Origin of the sequence: Vibrio sp. YT-16, from assembly GCF_033337405.1 — a bacterium.
GTDB classification, from domain to species: Bacteria; Pseudomonadota; Gammaproteobacteria; order Enterobacterales; family Vibrionaceae; genus Vibrio; species Vibrio alginolyticus.
On sequence record NZ_JAWOQQ010000008.1, the window covers coordinates 199713 to 220180 of the forward strand.

Genomic DNA, 20468 nt, shown 5'->3' on the forward strand with positions numbered 1-20468 from the left:
GCAAAAATAAGTAAAAGTTTACGCTGATAAGCCCAAAAAGGCTTGTCAGCGTTTTTTTTGGGCGCTAAGTTAGTTTCGATAGCTGCCAGCCCTTGATGAATAAGGGGTGGAGCATATTTTCTTAACAATGGAACGAAAGTCATCACAAAAATAATCACAGATGACACAAAGGGGAAATTACAGTGAATAAAACTCAGTTAGTAGAACAAATCGCAGAAAATGCAGATATTTCTAAAGCGTCAGCGGGTCGTGCTCTAGATGCATTCATCGAAGCAGTAAGCGGAACTCTTCAATCTGGTGATCAAGTCGCTCTAGTTGGCTTTGGTACATTCAGCGTTCGTACTCGTGCTGCACGTACTGGTCGTAACCCAAAAACTGGTGAAGAAATCCAAATCGCAGAAGCAAAAGTACCAGCTTTCAAAGCTGGTAAAGCACTGAAAGACGCTTGTAACTAATCACGGCGTTATTTCTGTAACCGGCCATTTGCTTAACTTTTGCTCAAACAATAAGTTTCGAACAAAAATTTACAAACTTCGAGCCGAACTTTCTTAAATTATGCGCATCATACTGATGCGCATTTCTTTTTCTGATATTATTGCGCCATTATTTCTATTAGATAGAAGCAGTAGGCTTCAATTGTGGAGAGCAGTTAAATTATGATGGATCGACTACGCGAAGGCGTGAATAGCATCGCGGTCAAAATTATCCTTGGACTTATCATCCTGTCTTTCGTATTTGCAGGTGTAGGTAGCTACATCGTTGGTGGTAGCAACAACTCTGCAGCGAAAGTCGGTAACACTGAGATTCCTCGTGGTGAGTTCGAGATGGCATACCAAAATGAGCGTAACCGTATGCAAGCTCAGTTGGGTGACTACTTCTCTCAAATGCTGGCTGACCCTGCATATGTTGAATCTTTCCGCAAATCCGTTTTAGATCGAATGATCAATGACGTGTTGCTTGACCAACAAGCTGAAGCTTTGGGTCTGCGAATCAGCGACACTCAAGTGCGTAGCATGATTCTAGACATGCCTCAGTTCCAATCTAATGGTCAGTTTGATCAAGAGATCTATCAAGCTTCTTTGCGTCGTGCAGGCTTTTCGCCAGACTCTTTTGCTGAGTACATGCGTCGTGAATTGGTTCGTGAGCAACTGCTGAATGCGCTACAAAACAGTGAATTTATTCTGCCGGGTGAAGTACAAGCAGAAGGCAAGCTGTTCACTCAAACTCGTGATATTCGCACGATTCAGATCGACTTAGCGGAGTTCGCGAAAAATATTGAATTGACCGACGAAGAAATTCAAGAGTACTACAAAGCAAACCCAGACAACTTTACACGCCCAGAGCAGGTTAAAGTCTCTTACATCGAACTGTCAGCTGAAGCGCTAAAGGAACAAGTTAATGTTTCTGATGCTGAGGTGAAAAAGTACTACGACGAGCACTTAAACAAATACTCTTCAGAAGAGCAACGCCGTGTCGCTCACATTCTTGTAGAAGGGGACGATGAAGCAAAAGCGCAAGCTATCCTAGATGAGCTAAACGCGGGTGCAGATTTTGCGACGCTTGCTCAAGAGAAATCTGACGATTTTGGCAGCGCTGAAAACGGTGGTGACTTAGGTTGGATCGAGCGTGATGTGATGGACCCTGCTTTTGAAGAAGCGGCATTCGCACTGAAGAATCCTGGCGATACGTCGGGTCTAGTAAAGTCGGACTTTGGCTATCACATTATCAAGCTTGAAGAGCTAAAAGATTCTGTGGCGAAGCCATTTGAAGAAGTCGCTGCTGAAATCAAACAAGAGATGGTTGACCAACAAGCTATCGATCAATTCTACGAGTTGCAAAATGAGCTTGAGCGCGTAGCGTTTGAATACCCAGACTCATTGTATGATGCTTCTCAAGCGGTTAACCAAGAAGTGAAGACAACGGACTTTATTTCTCAGGTTGATGCACCTGAAGTGCTTCGTAGCTCTGCTGTAATGCAAGCTATCCTGAGTCCTGAAGTTAAAGAAGATGGCCTAAACTCTGAAGCTATCGAAGTTGCGCCTGAGCATATTATCGTTGTTCGTGTTGAAGATGCGCGTGACGAGACAGTTCTTCCATTAGAAGAAGTGAAAGATCAGGTTGTTGCAGTGCTATCTCGTGTTAAAGGTGAGCAAGAAGCGATGGAACTTGGAACACAAGTCGTTGCGGCATTGAAAGAAGGTAAGACGAACGTGCTTGCTGAAAATAATCTTGCCTTTGGTGAACAAGAGACAGTAGATCGTCGTTCTCCGTTGGCAACAACGGTATTCGCGATGGCAAAACCAGTCGATGGTAAACCAGTATACGGTCAGTCTAAAGATCTTGAAGGTAACATCATTATCATCGAGCTTGATGCTGTAAACGCAGAGCTAGATAGTGAGTTAGAAGATCAAGTTGCGATGCAAATGCAGCGTGCATCTTCTCAGCAAGATTTATCATCTGTACTAGCCGTACTGCGTGCAAATACTGACATCGAGTATTATGTTGTGAGCAACTAAGCACAATTAGTGTAATTTGTATGTTGAATAAAACGGGCCGCATAAGCGGTCCGTTTTATTTTTGTCTTTATGAACTTCAATCATCAATAGGCATTACTTAAATTAGTGCGCGTTTAAGTGATAGCGGCCGTTGTGAATTCCGGGTCATCTCAGTTTGTTAAATGCATAACCATATTGCTTTCCATTGCAAACTTGATAGTGACTCGCTCTCGATGACTGTTTTTAGCCTACTATTTTGGAGATTGTATGTTCAATATGAAATGGATTTTGACATTGTGCTTATTTGTTTTTGCACCTTTTAGCATGGCTGCGGATTCAGCCACCGACAAATATGAAGGAATTGAAATTACTGTAAATATCAACACGGCCACTGCTGAAGAAATTGCGACCATGTTGAAAGGTATAGGTGAGAAGAAAGCGCAGAGTATAGTGGACTACCGCGAGGAACATGGCCCTTTTAAAACGGCAGCAGATTTGAAGAGCGTAAAAGGCATAGGTGAAGCGACAGTTAAGAAAAACGAAGACCGCATTTTACTGTAGCTTGATGTATTGCAGATATTGAGTCTGAATTCAGAACAATATCTGTTTCCCTATTACTGCTTTCCCGAACCAGCCCCTCTTTCGTGGTTCGGGATTTTTTATCCGAATAAACGACGGCGAAGGCCTTTTTCCAGTAAAGCCATTACTAACCCACCGAGTGCGCCAAACATATGAGCATCAATAGCAACGTTTGCACCGATAAGCTCAGCAGTACTGCTGGATGGGCCATAGACCTGCTCCCATGCTACTTTGGCGATTAGTCCTCCAACTAACAACACACTGCTTCTTCTGCTTTCAAAGACTTCTCTGAGCGCCCAAAATCCAAACAATCCGTGTAATACGCCGGATAAACCCACGTATACCGACATGTTGGTAAACAAATTCAGCGCACCAACACATGCACATAAGATTGAAAAAACGATAAGGAAGTTACGAGTGCTTGGGCGAAAAATAAAAGTAATGATCCACAATCCGGCGAGGTTCATTCCTAAGTGCGCAAAGTTGGTATGTGTGAGATTTCCTGTTACGATTCGCCACCATTCACCATGGCGTATATTGTAGCTGTGCCACTCGGTTAGGCTTGCCATTGGTTCAAATTGAAGTATCAAACAGATCACGCTGATAATACTCAGCAAGGTATAAAGGTTCACTCTATGTCTCGTTATTGTTCTCGTTGTGGAAAATCGCAAAAAGCGTGTATTTGCCAATGGATTGTACCGCTGGCAAGCGAGGTAGAACTTATCATTCTTCAGCACACGAGTGAAGAACATCGTCCGCTTGGTACGGCACGGATTCTCAATTTGAGTTTAGATAACTGTATTTGTTTGATAGGAGAGGACTTTTCTTGTGATGATGCCTTAAATCACTTATTAGCGGATGAGTCATATCAACATTTTGTTCTTTACCCATCAGAAGAGTCACGATGCATTTCTGAAATCACTCAAGCGAGTCATAGTGTATCTAAGAAAATACGTTTGATTTTGCTCGATGGTACGTGGAAAAAAGCGTACAAAATGTGGCAACTCTCAAGCAACTTACATCCACTCCCAACCGTGCAGTTGCCTAAGCAACTACAAGGGCACTACACCATTCGTAAGGCGCCCTCTGAGAATAGCTTATCGACAGTCGAGGCTGGTTATCATTCGCTTCGCTTGCTTGAACCCGAGCGAGACTTTACACCGCTGATGCGTGCGTTTGAAAAGATGATCGAATTCCAAATCGCCCAGATGCCTCCGGGCGTTTTTGAAAAGAATTACTTGAAAGGTTGAGTGTTACTAAAGAACGATGGAAGAGAAAAGTTGGCGGTGTAGCTTTTGCGCGTGACCATCGGTCATTGCAGAAATATAATCGGCGATGACCCTCATTTTATTGCTCTCGCTCTTCGCCTGACACCACAGATCTCTTGTATGAACGGGTAGTAATCGCTCTGGGTCTGCTGTTAACGCTTCAAAAATATCCATAATAATTTGCTGACCCTTATACTCAACGATCTGGACCTGCGGGACTTGGATAACGAAGGTGCTGACAAAGTGCTTGAGTACGTCAAGTGCACGTGCCATCTGTGGTTCTAAACACGCATTCCAAGACAGTAACGGGTTATTAAACGGCTCATCCACCGTTTTGATTGAAATGCTGGTCAGTAGCGCGTTAACCATACCACCGATAGCATCTTTCCGCTCATGGTGCTTACCGCTAAATAGCATCTGTCCGATGGAATCGATATGAGCTTCAAACCACGGGTCGCCACAGTCCGCTAATTGACTTGCTGCGCCTTCTTGCCATTGCTGACGTGTCACCATACCAAGTACGATTGCATCTTCTAAATCATGAACACCGTAGGCGATATCATCTGCTAGCTCCATGATTGAGCAATCGAGTGATTTAAAACGCGTTTTACTGTGCTCAAACTCCGATTCTGGCGTTGAACGCATCAGACTAAGCAATGCCTTGTCGTTGTCAGAAAGCGGTGCAATTACCCAATCAAATAAGTCTTTATCACAATCATAAATGCCTTTAGCTGGGCTCCAATCTTTTGCTTTTAGTTTACGTTGATGCTCGGCTGGTTGAGGCAACTTGACGGAGCGTGTTTGACTAATGAGGGCAGGGTACTTAATCAAACCAAGCAGTGTGCGGCGTGATAAATTCATTCCGAAATGCTCAGTATAAGGCTCTAACTTAGTGACGATACGAAAGGTTTGGGCGTTCCCCTCGAAGCCGCCATGTTCGCGCATTACGTAGTTTAGAGCGACTTCTCCCCCATGACCGTATGGAGGATGCCCGATGTCGTGAGCCAAACATAATGAATCAATTAAGCTGTCTGATGGTAATAGATCGCGGAACTCTGGCTGTTTTTTCTTTAACTGGGCGACGATACCGGTCCCTAGTTGCGACGCTTCTAAGGAGTGTGTTAACCGACTGCGGTGAAAGTCTTCCAAGCTATTGCCGTGTACTTGGGTTTTTGCTTGTAGGCGTCGAAATGCAGCCGAGTGAAGAATGCGCGCTCGGTCTCGTTGGTACGGGCTCCGATGGTCGTCTCGACGGATTTTATGCTCATCATCATGGCGCTCTTGCCATTGCGGGTGTAATTCAAACGACACGATTATCTCCGTAAGCTAACTGATTTCATCTAACGATAATTCGAAACTTGGGGCAAAGGTATTGAGAAAGTAATCCATTTCAGGCGTTCTGCGTTCTTGCAAAGTGACGTCTAAGCGTTTTTTTGCCAGAGCGAACTCATGGTTGCCGGCGCTTAGTTCTTCAAGACATTTTAAATAGGCACAGATGGAATCGGCTTGCTTAACGATTTTTGCGTCCTCTTCGTGTGCAGAGTGAGAAAGAAGATAGGGGGCAAAATCATCGTGGAACTCTTCCGGTAACATTGAGAGTAATTTTTGTTCCGCTGCCGATTCTATCTTCTTATATTCTTTGGCAATTTCAGGGTTGTAATACTTCACTGGAGTTGGAAGATCACCCGTTAATACTTCACTGGAATCATGGTACATGGCAAGAATAGCGATGCGTTCTGGATTAAGGTTGCCGCCGAACTTTTTGTTTTTAATTAGGGCAAGGGCATGAGCGACAAAAGCAACTTGTAAGCTATGCTCTGAAACGTTTTCTGGTGAGACGGACCGCATTAAAGGCCAGCGTTGGATCAGCTTCATTCGAGCCAGGTGGGCGAAAAAATGGCTTTCTTTCATGGCTTCCTCCGTTTCTGGTGTAAAAAAAGGAACTCACTAGGAGTTCCTCTAAGCATATGAGAGATCAGCACTAATTACTACCAGTGATTCATTACTGGCTGTAGGTTGATAGGAATCTTTCAAAACGTCCAATAGCGATTTCTAGATCTTCAACGTGCGGTAGTGTCACGATGCGGAAGTGGTCTGGTTTTGGCCAGTTAAAACCGGAACCTTGCACCAGTAAGACCTTCTCTTGTTTTAAGAAATCTAAAACCATCTGCTGATCGTTCTTGATGTTGTACATTTTAGTGTCGATTTTCGGGAAGAGGTACATCGCACCCTTAGGTTTGACACAAGAAACACCAGGAATCTGATTGATCAGTTCATACGCTCGGTTGCGCTGCTCTAATAAGCGTCCGCCAGGTAAAATCAGTTCATTAATACTCTGGTATCCACCTAACGCGGTTTGAATCGCATGCTGCATTGGTACGTTTGCGCATAAACGCATCGATGAAAGCAGCTCCAAGCCATTCACGTACCCTTGAGCCAGATGTTTAGGCCCCGTTAGGAACATCCAGCCACCACGGAAACCACAAACACGGTAGGCTTTTGAAAGGCCATTGAATGTCATGACTAGCACGTCTTCAGTGAGTGTGGCGACTGAGGTATGTGTTGCACCGTCGTACAACACTTTGTCGTAGATCTCATCTGCGAAAATGATCAGTTTGTGCTGGCGTGCTATCTCAATCACTTCAAGTAGGAAGTCACGGCTGTATACCGCACCTGTCGGGTTGTTCGGGTTGATCAGAACAATGCCACGTGTCTTTGGTGTGATTTTCTTTTTGATGTCTTCAAGGTCTGGGTACCAGTCAGCCTCTTCATCACATAGATAATGAACCGGCTTACCACCAGATAGTGCAACTGAAGCTGTCCATAACGGATAGTCTGGTGCTGGGATCAGCATTTCGTCGCCATTGTTTAATAGCGCTTGCATGGCCATTACGATCAACTCAGACACGCCGTTACCTACATACACATCTTCGACATCTAGCGAGCGTATACCTTTACGCTGATAGTGTTGGACCACAGCTTTACGAGCAGAGTAAATACCTTTGGAATCACAATAGCCTTGAGAAGTCGGCAGATTACGAATCACGTCGACTAAAATCTCATCAGGGGCGTCAAAACCAAATGGGGCAGGGTTACCAATGTTTAGCTTTAGGATTTTATGCCCTTCTTCCTCCATGCGCTTAGCATGTTTGAGTACAGGACCCCTAATGTCGTAGCAGACATTGTCGAGTTTTGACGACATCCCGATATTTTGCATTGTTTAATTCCTAAAAATTCGTTAATTTCTTTATTAAAATACAATAATTTGTTTTTTATTAGAATATATATCTGTAAATAATCTGTCTGCTGGTTAAGTTTTGCTCGCTTGCTATCACAGGATTTTGCAAAAGATCGCATACGACCTTGATTTGCTTTGGGTCTAAACTTAGAGTAGCCGTCAGTTACCATTTATCCTCACATACAACGAGGTTGATTTGTCACAGTTCCATCAAGCCGTAAAGAGAATTATCGAGCGAGTTCAGCAATCGGAAGGCAATCAAACACGTCTGGTCGAGCCCCTTAGCGAGAAACCTAATTTCTCATTTATTGATTGGCTTGATGCGCAACCACTTTTCCCTAAGTTTTATTGGCAGTCCCGCGATACACGTGAAGAGGTCGTTGCACTAGGGCAATTGCACGCTTTTGTTGAGCCAGGTCCTGCTTATACCATTCTAGGTGAAGGGCAAAGAGTCTGGGGCGGGCGCTCTTTTGATGGACAGCATGAGAAGAATCGTCGCTGTATGCCCTCTTTTTTCTTTTTGCCTCAAATTGAGTTAATTCGTTTTGACCAACAGTGGTCTCTCGCAGTTAATATTTCAGAAGACAAAGCGCGAACTCTAGCTGGGTTGAATAAACTGGTTTGTGAGGTCGCGACCTTAGCTCCAATTTCGTCTCACATCTGCTCTATTGTTCACACGCCAAGTCAGCCTCAATGGAATGAGTTAGTTCATAAGGTTCTGACTGGTATAGAGAATGATGATTTTAAGAAAGTGGTTTTAGCGCGTCGCTCTACCGTGCAGCTTGATAACACATTAAGTGCTGCACAGCTACTTAAAGCAAGTTACTTAAATAACCATCATAGCTTCCATTTCATGCTGAGCTTAGACAGTAAGCACAGTTTTATGGGGTCTACGCCAGAACGTTTGTATTCTCGCGTAGGGCATGAGCTACATACCGAAGCGTTAGCAGGTACGATTGGTCGGGGAGACAATGCCACTCAAGATATGGAGTTGGCGAATTGGTTATCCCAAGACCAAAAGAACCTCAACGAAAACCAGTATGTGGTGGACGACATCATTGACCGTCTATCACCACATTCTGAAGTGGTTGAAGTGGAAGCTGAACCGAGTTTGGTCAGACTACGAAAAGTGCAGCACCTTAAGCGAAATATTCACGCTAGTCTAAGAGCGGGGATAAATGGTGTTCAGTTGTTATCGGCGCTTCAGCCAACAGCGGCGGTTGCTGGCTTACCCCGACAAGAGTCGATGCAATTTATATTGGATAATGAGCCGTTTGCACGCGGCTGGTACGCGGGGTCAATGGGTTACATAAGCCATGAACGAGCAGAGTTTTGTGTCGCAATCAGAAGTGCGCTTGTGCTCGGTGAGCAAGTACAACTGTTTGCGGGCGCAGGGATTGTTCCAGGCTCCATTGCAGAACATGAGTGGGCAGAACTTGATAAGAAAATGTCGACGTTACTTACGCTGATTTCTGATCATCCGCCATTGGGAGTCGCATCATGAGTCATGACCAAGCGGTGCTCAATCGAGTTTGGTCAGAAACCATATTGATTGAGCTTCAGCGATTTGGCGTTAAGCATGTTTGTATCGCTCCCGGATCTCGTTCTACGCCTTTAACTTTAGAAGCGGCAGAACAGTCCGACTTTTCCATTCATACTCATTTTGATGAGCGTGGATTGGGCTTTATGGCTCTTGGTTTAGCGAAAGCTACTCAGGAACCCGTGGCAATTATCGTTACCTCTGGTACGGCAGTGGCGAACTTATTACCGTCGGTTGCCGAAGCCAAACTTACTGGTGAAAAACTGGTGCTGCTGACAGCAGATCGTCCAGTAGAACTTGTCGGCTGTGGTGCAAACCAAGCGATAAATCAATTGGGTATTTTTTCACATCATGTTTCGGCCAGTTTGAATTTACCAAGCCCAAATTTAGCAACGTCGCTTAACTGGTTGCTGACCTCTGTTGACGAAGTGATGTTTACTCAGCAATTGCAGGGTAGTGCCGTTCATATTAATTGTGCATTTCCAGAGCCTTTGTATTCCAACGGCGCAAAATCGGATTATCAAACCTACTTAGATTCGGTCGCCGGATGGCGAAAAGGAAGCGGCACTTATACTCAGCGTTTTAGCCATTTGTCACAGGCAAACATCCCGCCTTTTTCGGACAAAAAAGGCTTGGTTGTGATTGGCAGCTTACCGCTTGAACAAGCGAAGTCGGCGCAGGCATTTGCACAAAAGATGGGATGGCCAGTACTTGCAGACCCGCAAAGTGGTCTCAGTTCGGATTGGGCGTATTACGATGTATGGCTTCAACTTCCCGAGTTCGCAAACGAGCTTGAATCTTGTGAACTTATTATCCAATTTGGTAGCCGAATCATCTCCAAACGTTTGAACCAATGGATTGATAAACAAGTATCGAAAAATCAACAAAGTAAAGACGTTCAGTATTGGTATGTCTCACCTTGTATGGACCGGAATAACCAAAATCATCTGGCGCAAATGCACTGGGTTGAGCCTCCTAAAACGTGGGTTTCTCGCATTAGTTTTGAGAAGTCAATATTTGCTGGGTGGGCTGATAGGTTAGCGAATGACGTTAAGCGAGTTCATCAACGTATCGAAGAAGCCTTCCTATCTGATTCAGCGTCTGCCATTGACGAAATTGCGTTGGCAGCAGACATCAACGAGCGCACAAAAAACGTAGATGTTTTCTTGGGTAATAGCTTGTTTGTTCGGCTTGTTGATATGTACGGAAAATTGGATGGTGTAGAGGTTTTCACTAATCGAGGCGCGTCAGGGATTGACGGTTTGTTTGCTGCGGCATCAGGCGTGCAACGGGCAAGAGGTAATCCGTTACTAATGTATATCGGTGACACAGCAGCACTTTATGATCTCAATTCTCTGGCGCTATTTTCTCACAATAAACTGCCGGCGATACTTGTTGTTACTAATAATGACGGCGGTGCGATTTTTGATATGTTGCCAGTACCACCAGAGCGCAGAACGACATATTATCAAATGCCTCATGGTTATCAGTTTGAACACGCGGCAAAGCAGTTTGGTTTGGCGTATTTGCATGTTTCTACACTGGAGCAATTCCAATCATCTGTAAAAGAGCATTTATGTCACGGCCAAGGAACGTTGCTGGTCGAGGTTCAAACCCCATCTAACCAAGCTGCTGAGACACTCAAGGCATTTAATAAGAGTCTGAATGCTTTACTTTGAACGTTTCCCTGTATTAGAAAAACACCAAAGTAGAACGTTGCCCACTTTGGTGTTTTTGCATGGCTTACTCGGTAGCGGTGCCGATTGGCTCGCGTGTTTAAATGCATTACCCGAATATGAGCGTGTTACGGTTGACCTTCCTGGTCACGGACGCAGCCAATCTATTTTTTGCTGCGATTTAAATGATTGCTGCAAACTTCTTGGTTCCACACTATCTTTATTATTTCCCTCACAACAACCACTTATTTTGATTGGATACTCTATGGGCGGCCGCATTGCGATGCATGGTATTGCCCATCAATGCTTTCCAGAGCTCAATATTGCAGGCGCGATTATTGAAGGGGGAAACTTCGGGCTTCAAACTGAGTCAGAGAAACAGGTGAGATTAGAGAATGATGCTCGCTGGGCAATGCGTTTCAAAACTGAACCACTTGAACGTGTTTTGAACGATTGGTACCAACAAGCGGTGTTTTCTTCACTAAACCATGAGCAAAGACAAACATTCATTGCGAAGCGAAGTGATAATCTTGGCTCAGCGGTGGCGAATATGTTGATGGCGACATCGTTAGCCAAACAGGCATATTTGTTGCCCTCACTGCAAAAGCAGAACATACCAGTGTATTACTTGTGTGGTGAGAAAGACCAAAAATTTAGCCAACTGGCACAACGTAGCGGGTTGGCGTATCGACAAGTTGAAGGCGCTGGTCATAACGTCCATCAAGAGCAGCCCAAACAGTTTGCGATACATACCAAGCAAATAATTCAGTCTCACTTTGGTGAGAGTAACGAGAACAATGGGAATCACCATGGCTAAAACAGTAGGCATTTCTGAAGAAGAACTTTACGCTCCGGTTCAATGGAAAGATTGCGGCGAGAAATACGAGGACATTCATTACCATAAGTCTGAAGATGGTATCGCGAAAATCACCATTGCGCGTCCTCAAGTGCGTAACGCGTTTCGTCCTCAAACGGTAAAAGAGATGATTGATGCGTTGGCAGATGCGCGTTACGACTCTGGTGTTGGCGTGATCATTCTGACAGGTCTAGGTGAAGACGCATTCTGTTCTGGCGGCGACCAGAAGATCCGTGGCGACTACGGCGGCTATAAAGACGACCAAGGCACACATCACCTCAACGTATTGGACTTCCAACGCGATATTCGTACTTGTCCAAAACCAGTGATCGCATCGGTATCTGGTTGGGCTGTTGGCGGTGGTCATGTACTGCATATGATGTGTGATCTAACAATTGCAGCTGACAACGCTCAATTTGGTCAAACAGGCCCTAAAGTGGGTTCATTTGACGGCGGTTGGGGCGCATCTTATATGGCTCGTATCGTAGGCCAAAAGAAAGCTCGCGAAATTTGGTTCCTATGTCGTTTCTACAATGCTCAAGAAGCGGTAGACATGGGCCTAGTAAACACAGTTGTACCACTAGCGGATCTAGAGAAAGAAACCGTTCGTTGGTGTCGTGAAGTTCTGCAACACAGCCCAATGGCATTGCGTTGCTTGAAAGCTGCGTTGAACGCGGACTGTGATGGCCAAGCGGGTCTGCAAGAACTGGCGGGTAACGCGACTATGATGTTCTACATGACAGATGAAGGCCAAGAAGGTCGTAACGCATTCAACGAGAAACGTCGTCCAGACTTCGATAAATTCCCTCGCAACCCATAATCCGTCTAAATGAGGAGCGTGTTAGCTCCTCTGTTCCTTTTTTCCTGAGCGCCTCCCCCTCTGGGAGGCTGGTGGGATTGCTCGTCAGAACGCTCAAATATACGGCATTACATAGGACTTGAATTATGCGTGAAGCGAAAATTTATCGTTATAGCTTGCTCATGGATAGTGGTGTCATCCTACGTGACAACAAGCTAACCGAGCGTGTTGGTTATGTTGTTGCGCTTTCCGAAGATGGTAAAACAGGGTTTGGAGAAGTCGCTCCTCTTCCTGGTTTTAGCTTAGAGAGCACCGAAGATGCGGGTGTTCAGCTACAAGAACAGGCGGAGCGTTGGGTAGCAGAGTTGGATGTGGATTATGCCAATATGTACCCGTCGGTTGCGTTTGGTTTATCGATGGCACAACTTGAATTAGCTGGTGGTTTACCACAACAAGGTAAATACCAAACAGCGCCACTATGCACTGGCGACCCAGATGAGCTCATTCCAAAGCTGAACGAAATGGAAGGTGAGAAAGTCGCTAAGGTGAAAGTTGGACTTTATGAGCCAATTCGCGATGGCATGCTTGTGAACCTTTTTCTTGAATCAATCCCTCAATTAACGCTTCGACTCGATGCCAATCGCGCTTGGACACCAGAAAAAGCGCAGCAGTTCGCTAAGTACATTGCCCCGTCTCTGCGTCAACGAATCACGTTTCTAGAAGAGCCGTGCCGCTCTCCTGGCGATAGTCTCTCTTTTGCGATTAATACTGGTATTGCTATCGCTTGGGATGAAACATTGCAAGATGCGGTTCGTCGTGAAGATTTCCGTCTTGAAGATCTAACTGGTGTGAAAACGATCATCATCAAACCCACACTCATTGGTTCAGTGGATTTTTGTATTACACTGATAGAGAAAGCGAAGTCACTGGGGATGAAAGCAGTGATTAGCTCGAGCATTGAATCCAGTCTCGGTTTAACTCAATTAGCGCGCTTTGCCCAATGGCAGCTGCCTGATGAAGTTCCAGGTTTGGATACGATTGGCTTATTCAAAGCTCAGCTAGAGCAGGGCTGGCCTAAGTGTGAACTTCCCGTTCTTCCTCTAAAAGACCAGGAGATTGTGTGGCATTCTGCGTAGACAATATTGCGAAGGCACCATGGAAATATTGGGCTCAAACGAGCCCTTTTTCTATTGCACTCAAGACATCAACAGAAGTATTAAACTGGCAACAACTCTCGAAGCGTATTGACCAATACACTCACTATTTGAATGACTTGGGTGTAACTCGGGGGGATGTGCTGACTTTGGTTGGCAAGAACCAAGTAGAAACACTGTTGTTTTATCTTGCCTCCAAACAGTTAGGCGCGCTCGCTGCGCTGACCATGGAACAACCACTAGATAAGTTGCAGGGTAAGCTTGCTGCACTTTACAGGCCTGATCAAACTCGGTTTATCTGGTTTTCTCAGGAGTGCGCTTCGACCTTTTCTGAACATGATATACAAAAACTCAAGGCAACATTGCTTTCACCGCCTGTAGTATCACAGCAAGAGAGTGATTCGTTGACTGAAGATAGCTATCATCATGACCGGCTCGCTTCAGTAGTATTTACTTCTGGCTCTACAGAGGAGCCTAAAGCTGTGGTTCATACACATCGACAGCATCTTGCGTCTGCAGAGGGCTTGTTGCAGGAGTTCATTTTCACTCAGCAAGATGCTTGGCTGTTATCGCTTCCGCTGTATCACGTCTCTGGATTAGCGATTGTCTATCGTTGGCTATATGTCGGAGCAACACTAAAAGTCGGTTCAGGGAAACTTGTTGATGATGTTCAGGGCGTATCACACGCTTCTTTGGTTGCGACTCAGCTCAAACGGTTATTGGATGATGATGCACATTTGTCATTGACACATGTGCTACTGGGCGGCAGCCACGTTGATCACGAGTTGGCACTACGAGCAACAGGGCAAGGCATTGAGACATGGTTAGGTTATGGGATGACGGAGGCGGCCTCTACCGTTACCGCAAAGAGAATTGACAGCACCAGTAATGCTGGACATGTATTGAAGCACCGTAAGATAAAATTAGTTGACCAACGCATTTTTGTTGGCGGTAAGACATTAGCGGCAGGGTATTTCCATCAAGGACATGTTACCCCATTTCTGGATGAGAAAGGCTGGTTTGACAGCAAAGATCTTGGCGAGTGGCAAGGTGATGAATTAAAGATAATCGGCCGTGCCGACAATCAGTTTATCTCTGGTGGTGAGAATATCCATTGTGAAGAGATTGAAGCCGCTTTGAACCAAATTGATGGTGTAGTGCAGAGTATAGTGGTTCCAGTCGAAGACGCGGAGTTTGGTCATAGACCAGTAGCTGTGATTCAGACCAATGGATTGCGCAGCAAATCGGAGTATGACCAGCACTTGCAATCAAAGTTAGAGAAGTTTAAATGGCCAGTGGAATACCATGTAATGCCACAAACTCTACTAAAAGGCGGGATCAAAATTTCACGTAAGGCCGTGAAAGAGTGGCTATTGTCATCACTTCAGCATTAGTCAATTTTGCTATGTATTAGTCATAAAGAGAATTTCGTATCCTTATAACTCTGAATCATAATTATGCTTCTTCGTGGAGAGAAAATGCATAAGGTTCAGGATGGCAAAGCTAGTTTTAATTGCGGCAGTAGCACTACAAATTAGTATCGCGATAAGTAGTGAAGGGCTAGCCCGCTCTCTTGCAGAGCTAACGGTATTTTTGAACGCTATTGCGTTGGTCGTTATATACAAAAATAGCAAACGGGAAATACCGTCCCCTCAACGCGATAAGCAGACCACCAATATCTAAAACAGTAACCAACTTAGAGAAGTGGTCGAAATTAACACCCACAGAGTCACACCAAACAACAGTGGCTTAGCTCCAGCAGACTTTAGTTTTGAAATTGAAATGCTACAACCTATCAAGAACAGACATACAACCAACGCTTGCTTTGCTCCAATGAAAATGCCGTGATAGACCATTTCAAATTGAGGAAAGAAGTCGCTAAACGCGATAGCTGCACAGTACCAAAAAATGAAATAAGGGATAGCTAGTTTTTTCTTTCCATACTCTTTTTGGCCTCTTGAAAAGATGACGGCACTGATCAAAGCAACAGGAATGATCCATAAAGCGCGCGCGAGTTTCAATGTTGTTGCCGTAGTTAGCGCTTCTTCCCCATAGGCCGAGGCAGCCCCGACAACAGAAGATGTGTCATGAATGGCAATTGCAGCCCATGTGCCAAATGTGTGTTGATCTAGCCCTAAAGCATGTCCAATCACAGGAAACACAAAGAGTGCAATGGAGTTCAGGACAAATACCGTTGCCAGTGCTAATCCAATCTGCTCGTCTTTCGCTTTAATCGCCGGTGCCACAGCAGCAATTGCGCTACCACCACAAATTGCAGTACCTGATGAGATTAAGTAAGCGGTTACTCGCTCCAATTTAAGCACCCTGGCAATGAGAGTGCCCATGATCAGTGTGCCTGTAATAGTGGCGATGATCAGGCCGATACCATCCGATGTGACTGTAAGCGCTTGCTCGAAGTTGATGCCAAAGCCTAAGCCAATAATCGAGTAAGACAGCAGCTTTTTAGTAAAAGAAGCGATGGGCAGCTCGGAAGGCACAAAACCAAAACTTGCGAGTAGAAAACCGATAACTAGAGCAATGGGAGAGGAGGCAAGAGGGGTTAGACAAAAAAGTAACGCCAATCCAAACAGGAGGTAGTTTCTATTCAAGGTTTTTATTCGCTGTTGTGAATGAAAGGGAGAGTATATCGCACTGGGTGTGGTCAGTTTGTCTTAATGATTTGAACACATGTTCAGTTATCCTAAACATGTGTTCAAGTGTATTTATCGCCAGTCGCCTCTAAGTTGATGCACTTTATCGAACATTGTTTTTGCCGTTGCCTCGTTTGGTGGCACCGGTTGTCCTGCCTCTATTTCTAGCTTTGACCAAAATCGAGTCGGTAAGCCACAGCATGCGCGACCTTTTGCGCGGCTGAAATAGCTTCCCCATAAGCCTTTAAGTGCAACAGGTATGACAGGTACTGGACTACGACGTAGGATTATATCAATACCGCGCATGAATTCATTCATTTCACCATCTGAAGTTAATCTTCCTTCAGGGAAAATACAGACGATATGACCTTCGCTTAGCGCAGCTTCCACATCGTTAAATGCACGTCTGATAGAGCTTCTCTTACTCGCTGAAATTGGAATTACCCCAGTTCGACGTAAAAAGCGCCTTAATGGAGGTAGGTTGGCGTAATCTTCCTCCATCACAAAACGAATCAACCTTGGGCATACGGCACTAAGTAGCAATGCATCCATGTAGCTTACATGATTACATACAATCAATGCCCCACCATGCTCGGGTAGGTTGTGTAGATTCTTATGCTTAACTCGATAGATGGTGTGCGTAAGCATCCACATGACAAAGCGAACTACAAAAATAGGAATTTGCAAAAAGATGTAAGCGGCGACTAAGAAATTTAAAATGGCTAACAATGCAAACAGTTGAGGAATTGTCATCTTGATTACACTTAGGCACACAATACCTAAGACAGCGCTGCCGACCATAAACAGAGAGTTAAAGATGTTGAGCCCTGCGATGACTTGAGCACGTTCGGTTTCCTTTGCTCGATGCTGCATTAATGCGTAAAGAGGCACGATAAACAAACCGCCCGAAGCACCAATCATCAATAGGTAGAAAAATAATGGCCAAAAAGGCTCATATCTAAAGAAGTCTACAAAGTTATGGAAAGTAGGTAGATCATTGGGAATGGAAGTGGCCATTAGGTACCCAAATACCGTAATGCCAAAGGCACCAATTGGCACAACACCGACTTCTATACGATGGTTTGAGATCCAATTGCAAAGTAGCGACCCTAGCGCGATACCAATGGAAAATAGAGCGAGCAAGAAAGACACCGCACTCTCGGTGCCATTTAGGTAAATCTTAGTGAAATTCGGGAATTGTGTTAGATATGCGGCGCCTAAAAACCAAAACCAGCTTATTGCCATTATGCATTGAAAAACAACTCGATCGGATTTGGCGATAGAGAGCGTGTGTTTGGTTTGCTTGTATGGTTGCCAACGAAAAGAGAGATTGGGTGCGCTGGCTGCAGCAAAGGGGATTGAGCGGCTCGACAAGTAGCCTAACAATGCGAAGATCACGACACAAAATGCGGCGAGGTATTTTGCGTTGTCTGCAGAGGCTATAATCCCAGCGCCTAAGGTGCCAATAAGGATGGCGATAAAGGTACCAGCTTCAACAAGAGCGTTGCCGGGCACTAACTCTTTAGCATTTAACTTTTGAGGCAAAAGGGCATATTTAACTGGGCCAAAAAATGCTGACTGTGTGCCCATTAAAAACAGTAGCAATAAAAGCACACCATAACTTTCGGTTATGAATCCGATGGCACCCAAGAGCATGATGGCTATTTCAAATAGTTTGACCTTACGAATAAACCATGACTTTTCATATTTGTCGGCTAATACGCCAGCGGAAGCAGAGAACAGAAAGAACGGTAGAATGAACAAGCCTGCCGCAAGGTTGATGAACAAATTGCTCGAAATAGGTAGTGCACTGGAGCCAGCGAATGCGACAAACAACAGCAAAACGTTTTTAAAAATATTGTCGTTGAAAGCGCCAAAAAACTGAGTAATGAAATAGGGCAGGAACTTTCTCTGCGTAAGTAAGGACGGCTGTCTGTCGGATGACATGGATAATCCTTTGTTACCAGTTCGTGAGGTAGTTAGAAAGAAGATTACTGATCAATTCTTTGCCATCAATCGGTTCACTAGAGAAAAACTTATCATCAACACTGAGTAAAGTAATGCCATGTACGCCAGACCAAAGGACTCGACTCGCTTGAATCACTTCGGATTCAGTACGATGTGGTGCGATTTGAGCCAATAGTGACTCTAGCATTCCCGTCATACCATCGATACGTTTGGCATGCCATTCCGGAAGTTCTGCTCCATTCATGTTGTGTTCGAACACTAACTGCCAACGGTATGGGTGTTTTTGAGCAAAATCGTGGTAGCAATAAGCGAGTTCAAAAAGCGCTTGATGGGAGTCTTTGCTGTCATTAGTCGCTTTGCGTGCTTCTTGAGATAACTCATCTAAAGTTTGAGCGACAACATGAAGCAACAACAAATTATAATTACCAAAAACATTTACCAATGTGCTTGGCACGTAACCAATCATGTTAGCGATTTTACGAAGACTGAGTTCGTGGTAAGAATTCTCATCTAAAAAGTTTTTGACCGTTGTTAAGGTCAAATTCACTAACTCTTCTCGGGTGTGATCGTTTCTGCGCGCCATACTCTCAAACTACTTTATTGAACATCGTTCAATATGATAGTCAGCTACCTATTAACCGTCAACAAGGCAATGTGTCCAAGTGCCCTCAAGGTGTAGGATTCTGAGCTGTGTCACTGATTCTAATTCAAGTAAAACAATCTGGAGTATTAGTGAACTTATTCCATACTTTTTTTACATTGATCAAGCGCCTTCAGCTGAATTGTAAGCAGTGTGAGCAGTCTGCATTTTTGGCAATATTCTGATACATGTCAGCTTCTATAAGCTATTTTCATCAATCGGTATACAGAGTATGATGACTTAAAAATCATCTTTGGCGTGCTACTGTTTGAAACAACGATTGTTTCGTCTTGAAAATGGGGCACTATCTTAGATAGCTAACTTTAAGGATAACGATGAAACGTTTATTTTCTATTGTTGCTTTATTGATGTTTACTGTTGCTGTAACGCCTATCGCGGAAGCGAAGAAGTTTGGTGGCAGTAAGTCTTTCGGTAAGAGCTACAAAACTGCACCAGCACCGAAACAACAGCAACAAAACACCAATACGGTCGGCAAAGATCAGACGACAAAGTCTTCAAGTAAGAAAGGCCTTATGGGGGGGCTGCTAGGCGGACTTCTTGCTGGTGGTCTACTTGCTGCATTCTTTGGCGGTGCTTTTGAAGGTATCCAGTTTATGGATATCCTAATTATTGGTTTGATTGCCTTTGTCATCTTTAAACTAATGCGCGGTATGCTAGGTGCGAAGCAGGGCAGTATGAACCAGCATCGTCAACAGCCTGCATTTGGTGGCAACGCATCTAAGTTTGAGCAACCAAACATGCAAAACTTTGAGCAACAACCAAACACAAATAATGGTGGCTTTGGTGGTTTTGGCGCTCAAACAGACGTACCACATAACTACCCACCGGGTTTTGACCAAGCAGCGTTCATTAATGGTTCTCGTGAACACTATCGAATCCTGCAAGGTGCGTGGAATCACAACCAGCTAGAAACTATTGAAGAATATGTTTCTCCAAGCTTGTTTGAAGACCTAAAAGCAGAGCGCGCGAAGCTCGACGGTGAGCAGCATACTGACGTAATGTACGTTGATGCGGAGATCGTCCGTGCTGATTACGATGCAAATAAAGCACAGCTTAGTCTGCAGTTTAGCGGTCGTTACCGTGACACAGTAGAAGGTGTTGAAGAAGAAATCGAAGATATCTGGCACCTAGAGCGTGACTTGACTGCGCCTAATGCGCCATGGTTAATCGTTGGTATTCAAGGCTAGTCACCTTTAAACCAATTTAGTCACTAGTAAAAATCCCGCATCCCCTGCGGGATTTTTTGTATCTATCATTTATATTTCTTGTACGTGTTTTTATGCAAACATCACTAATTGAGTCCGTTTGGTAATTTTGCGAGCCCACTTTTTCTAGTAAGTCCTCAAGTGTTTTCCTATTTATATTGAACATTCATATTAAGGCCATACGAACTAACAAAATCAAAATAGCTAGTACATTGTTTGTAGGGTAAAGATCTGCTCCTCAGCCTTTTGTTTGTGGAGTTTCACATGGGGTTGGTTGCTTTAGTGAGATTGAGTATAGGTTATACCAATCGTAGTAAATAACTGGTCATTCTAGCTTGTTAAAATACTCGATAACTGCGTTGCAATTTTTGATTGTAG

The 20468-nt window shown here is 44.5% G+C and carries 19 protein-coding genes; 12 read left to right on the top strand and 7 right to left on the bottom strand.

Features of this window, described 5'->3' with window-relative positions; translation table 11 throughout:
* The first annotated feature begins 182 nt into the window (after window positions 1–182).
* The 3 genes from R7F07_RS15140 to R7F07_RS15150 all read left to right on the top strand — a co-directional run bounded on the left by R7F07_RS15140 (window position 183) and on the right by R7F07_RS15150 (window position 3056).
* On the top strand, window positions 183–455 hold the full coding sequence (locus tag R7F07_RS15140) for an HU family DNA-binding protein (RefSeq protein ID WP_005382341.1): 273 nt from the start codon (window positions 183–185) through the stop codon (window positions 453–455).
* Between the two features lie 201 nt (window positions 456–656).
* On the top strand, window positions 657–2516 hold the full coding sequence (gene ppiD / locus R7F07_RS15145; protein WP_318110531.1) for a peptidylprolyl isomerase: 1860 nt from the start codon (window positions 657–659) through the stop codon (window positions 2514–2516).
* Between the two features lie 255 nt (window positions 2517–2771).
* Window positions 2772–3056 carry a ComEA family DNA-binding protein gene (locus R7F07_RS15150; protein ID WP_031777211.1) on the top strand — a complete coding sequence of 95 codons (285 nt, stop codon included), beginning with the start codon at window positions 2772–2774 and terminating at the stop codon, window positions 3054–3056.
* 98 nt (window positions 3057–3154) lie between these two features.
* Here R7F07_RS15150 and rrtA read toward each other — a convergent pair whose 3' ends face one another.
* The gene (gene rrtA, locus R7F07_RS15155; RefSeq protein ID WP_005382331.1) at window positions 3155–3706 is read right to left on the bottom strand and encodes a rhombosortase; all 552 of its coding nucleotides are present in this window, start codon (window positions 3704–3706) and stop codon (window positions 3155–3157) included.
* A 3-nt stretch (window positions 3707–3709) separates the two neighbouring features.
* Here rrtA and R7F07_RS15160 point away from each other — a divergent pair, with 3 nt between their 5' ends.
* Window positions 3710–4324, top strand: a complete 615-nt coding sequence (locus tag R7F07_RS15160) for a tRNA-uridine aminocarboxypropyltransferase (RefSeq protein ID WP_025766956.1) — start codon at window positions 3710–3712, stop codon at window positions 4322–4324.
* Between the two features lie 6 nt (window positions 4325–4330).
* Here R7F07_RS15160 and R7F07_RS15165 read toward each other — a convergent pair whose 3' ends face one another.
* The 3 genes from R7F07_RS15165 to R7F07_RS15175 all read right to left on the bottom strand — a co-directional run bounded on the left by R7F07_RS15165 (window position 4331) and on the right by R7F07_RS15175 (window position 7559).
* Window positions 4331–5653: an anti-phage deoxyguanosine triphosphatase gene (locus R7F07_RS15165; RefSeq protein WP_017634779.1), complete on the bottom strand. Its 1323-nt coding sequence runs from the start codon at window positions 5651–5653 to the stop codon at window positions 4331–4333.
* Between the two features lie 15 nt (window positions 5654–5668).
* Window positions 5669–6253 carry a 5'-deoxynucleotidase gene (gene yfbR / locus R7F07_RS15170; RefSeq protein WP_017634778.1) on the bottom strand — a complete coding sequence of 195 codons (585 nt, stop codon included), beginning with the start codon at window positions 6251–6253 and terminating at the stop codon, window positions 5669–5671.
* 91 nt (window positions 6254–6344) lie between these two features.
* The gene (locus R7F07_RS15175; protein WP_005384283.1) at window positions 6345–7559 is read right to left on the bottom strand and encodes a pyridoxal phosphate-dependent aminotransferase; all 1215 of its coding nucleotides are present in this window, start codon (window positions 7557–7559) and stop codon (window positions 6345–6347) included.
* A gap of 217 nt (window positions 7560–7776) precedes the next feature.
* On the opposite strand from R7F07_RS15175, the gene R7F07_RS15180 reads away from it, so the two are divergent.
* The 7 genes from R7F07_RS15180 (at window position 7777) to R7F07_RS15210 (ending at window position 15288) form a co-directional block, all read left to right on the top strand.
* Window positions 7777–9084, top strand: a complete 1308-nt coding sequence (locus R7F07_RS15180; protein WP_206947033.1) for an isochorismate synthase MenF — start codon at window positions 7777–7779, stop codon at window positions 9082–9084.
* Window positions 9081–10799 (top strand): 2-succinyl-5-enolpyruvyl-6-hydroxy-3-cyclohexene-1-carboxylic-acid synthase, encoded by a 1719-nt coding sequence (gene menD, locus R7F07_RS15185; RefSeq protein ID WP_136976370.1) that lies wholly within the window; start codon window positions 9081–9083, stop codon window positions 10797–10799. Before R7F07_RS15180 ends, menD begins: the two co-directional genes overlap by 4 nt.
* The gene (menH, locus tag R7F07_RS15190; protein WP_042524030.1) at window positions 10786–11613 is read left to right on the top strand and encodes a 2-succinyl-6-hydroxy-2,4-cyclohexadiene-1-carboxylate synthase; all 828 of its coding nucleotides are present in this window, start codon (window positions 10786–10788) and stop codon (window positions 11611–11613) included. The genes menD and menH overlap by 14 nt, the downstream gene beginning before the upstream one ends.
* Entirely contained in the window at window positions 11606–12472 is an 867-nt protein-coding gene (gene menB, locus R7F07_RS15195; protein ID WP_104975975.1) for a 1,4-dihydroxy-2-naphthoyl-CoA synthase, read from the top strand. The genes menH and menB overlap by 8 nt, the downstream gene beginning before the upstream one ends.
* 125 nt (window positions 12473–12597) lie before the next feature.
* The gene (gene menC, locus R7F07_RS15200) at window positions 12598–13587 is read left to right on the top strand and encodes an o-succinylbenzoate synthase (protein ID WP_005382317.1); all 990 of its coding nucleotides are present in this window, start codon (window positions 12598–12600) and stop codon (window positions 13585–13587) included.
* Complete coding sequence (gene menE, locus R7F07_RS15205) at window positions 13572–14999, top strand: o-succinylbenzoate--CoA ligase (RefSeq protein WP_213961822.1); 1428 nt, start codon at window positions 13572–13574, stop codon at window positions 14997–14999. The genes menC and menE overlap by 16 nt, the downstream gene beginning before the upstream one ends.
* Window positions 15000–15099: 100 nt before the next feature.
* On the top strand, window positions 15100–15288 hold the full coding sequence (locus R7F07_RS15210; RefSeq protein ID WP_017819996.1) for a hypothetical protein: 189 nt from the start codon (window positions 15100–15102) through the stop codon (window positions 15286–15288).
* Here R7F07_RS15210 and R7F07_RS15215 read toward each other — a convergent pair.
* The 3 genes from R7F07_RS15215 to R7F07_RS15225 all read right to left on the bottom strand — a co-directional run bounded on the left by R7F07_RS15215 (window position 15285) and on the right by R7F07_RS15225 (window position 18807).
* Entirely contained in the window at window positions 15285–16214 is a 930-nt protein-coding gene (locus R7F07_RS15215) for a YeiH family protein (RefSeq protein ID WP_017819997.1), read from the bottom strand. The two genes, R7F07_RS15210 and R7F07_RS15215, sit on opposite strands and share 4 nt — an antisense overlap.
* A 114-nt stretch (window positions 16215–16328) precedes the next feature.
* The gene (locus R7F07_RS15220; RefSeq protein WP_318110532.1) at window positions 16329–18203 is read right to left on the bottom strand and encodes an MFS transporter; all 1875 of its coding nucleotides are present in this window, start codon (window positions 18201–18203) and stop codon (window positions 16329–16331) included.
* Between the two features lie 13 nt (window positions 18204–18216).
* Window positions 18217–18807 carry a TetR/AcrR family transcriptional regulator gene (locus R7F07_RS15225; RefSeq protein ID WP_005382308.1) on the bottom strand — a complete coding sequence of 197 codons (591 nt, stop codon included), beginning with the start codon at window positions 18805–18807 and terminating at the stop codon, window positions 18217–18219.
* A 392-nt stretch (window positions 18808–19199) separates the two neighbouring features.
* Between R7F07_RS15225 and R7F07_RS15230 the strand changes: the two genes are divergently transcribed.
* The gene (locus tag R7F07_RS15230; RefSeq protein ID WP_005384268.1) at window positions 19200–20072 is read left to right on the top strand and encodes a Tim44 domain-containing protein; all 873 of its coding nucleotides are present in this window, start codon (window positions 19200–19202) and stop codon (window positions 20070–20072) included.
* Window positions 20073–20468 lie beyond the last annotated feature (396 nt).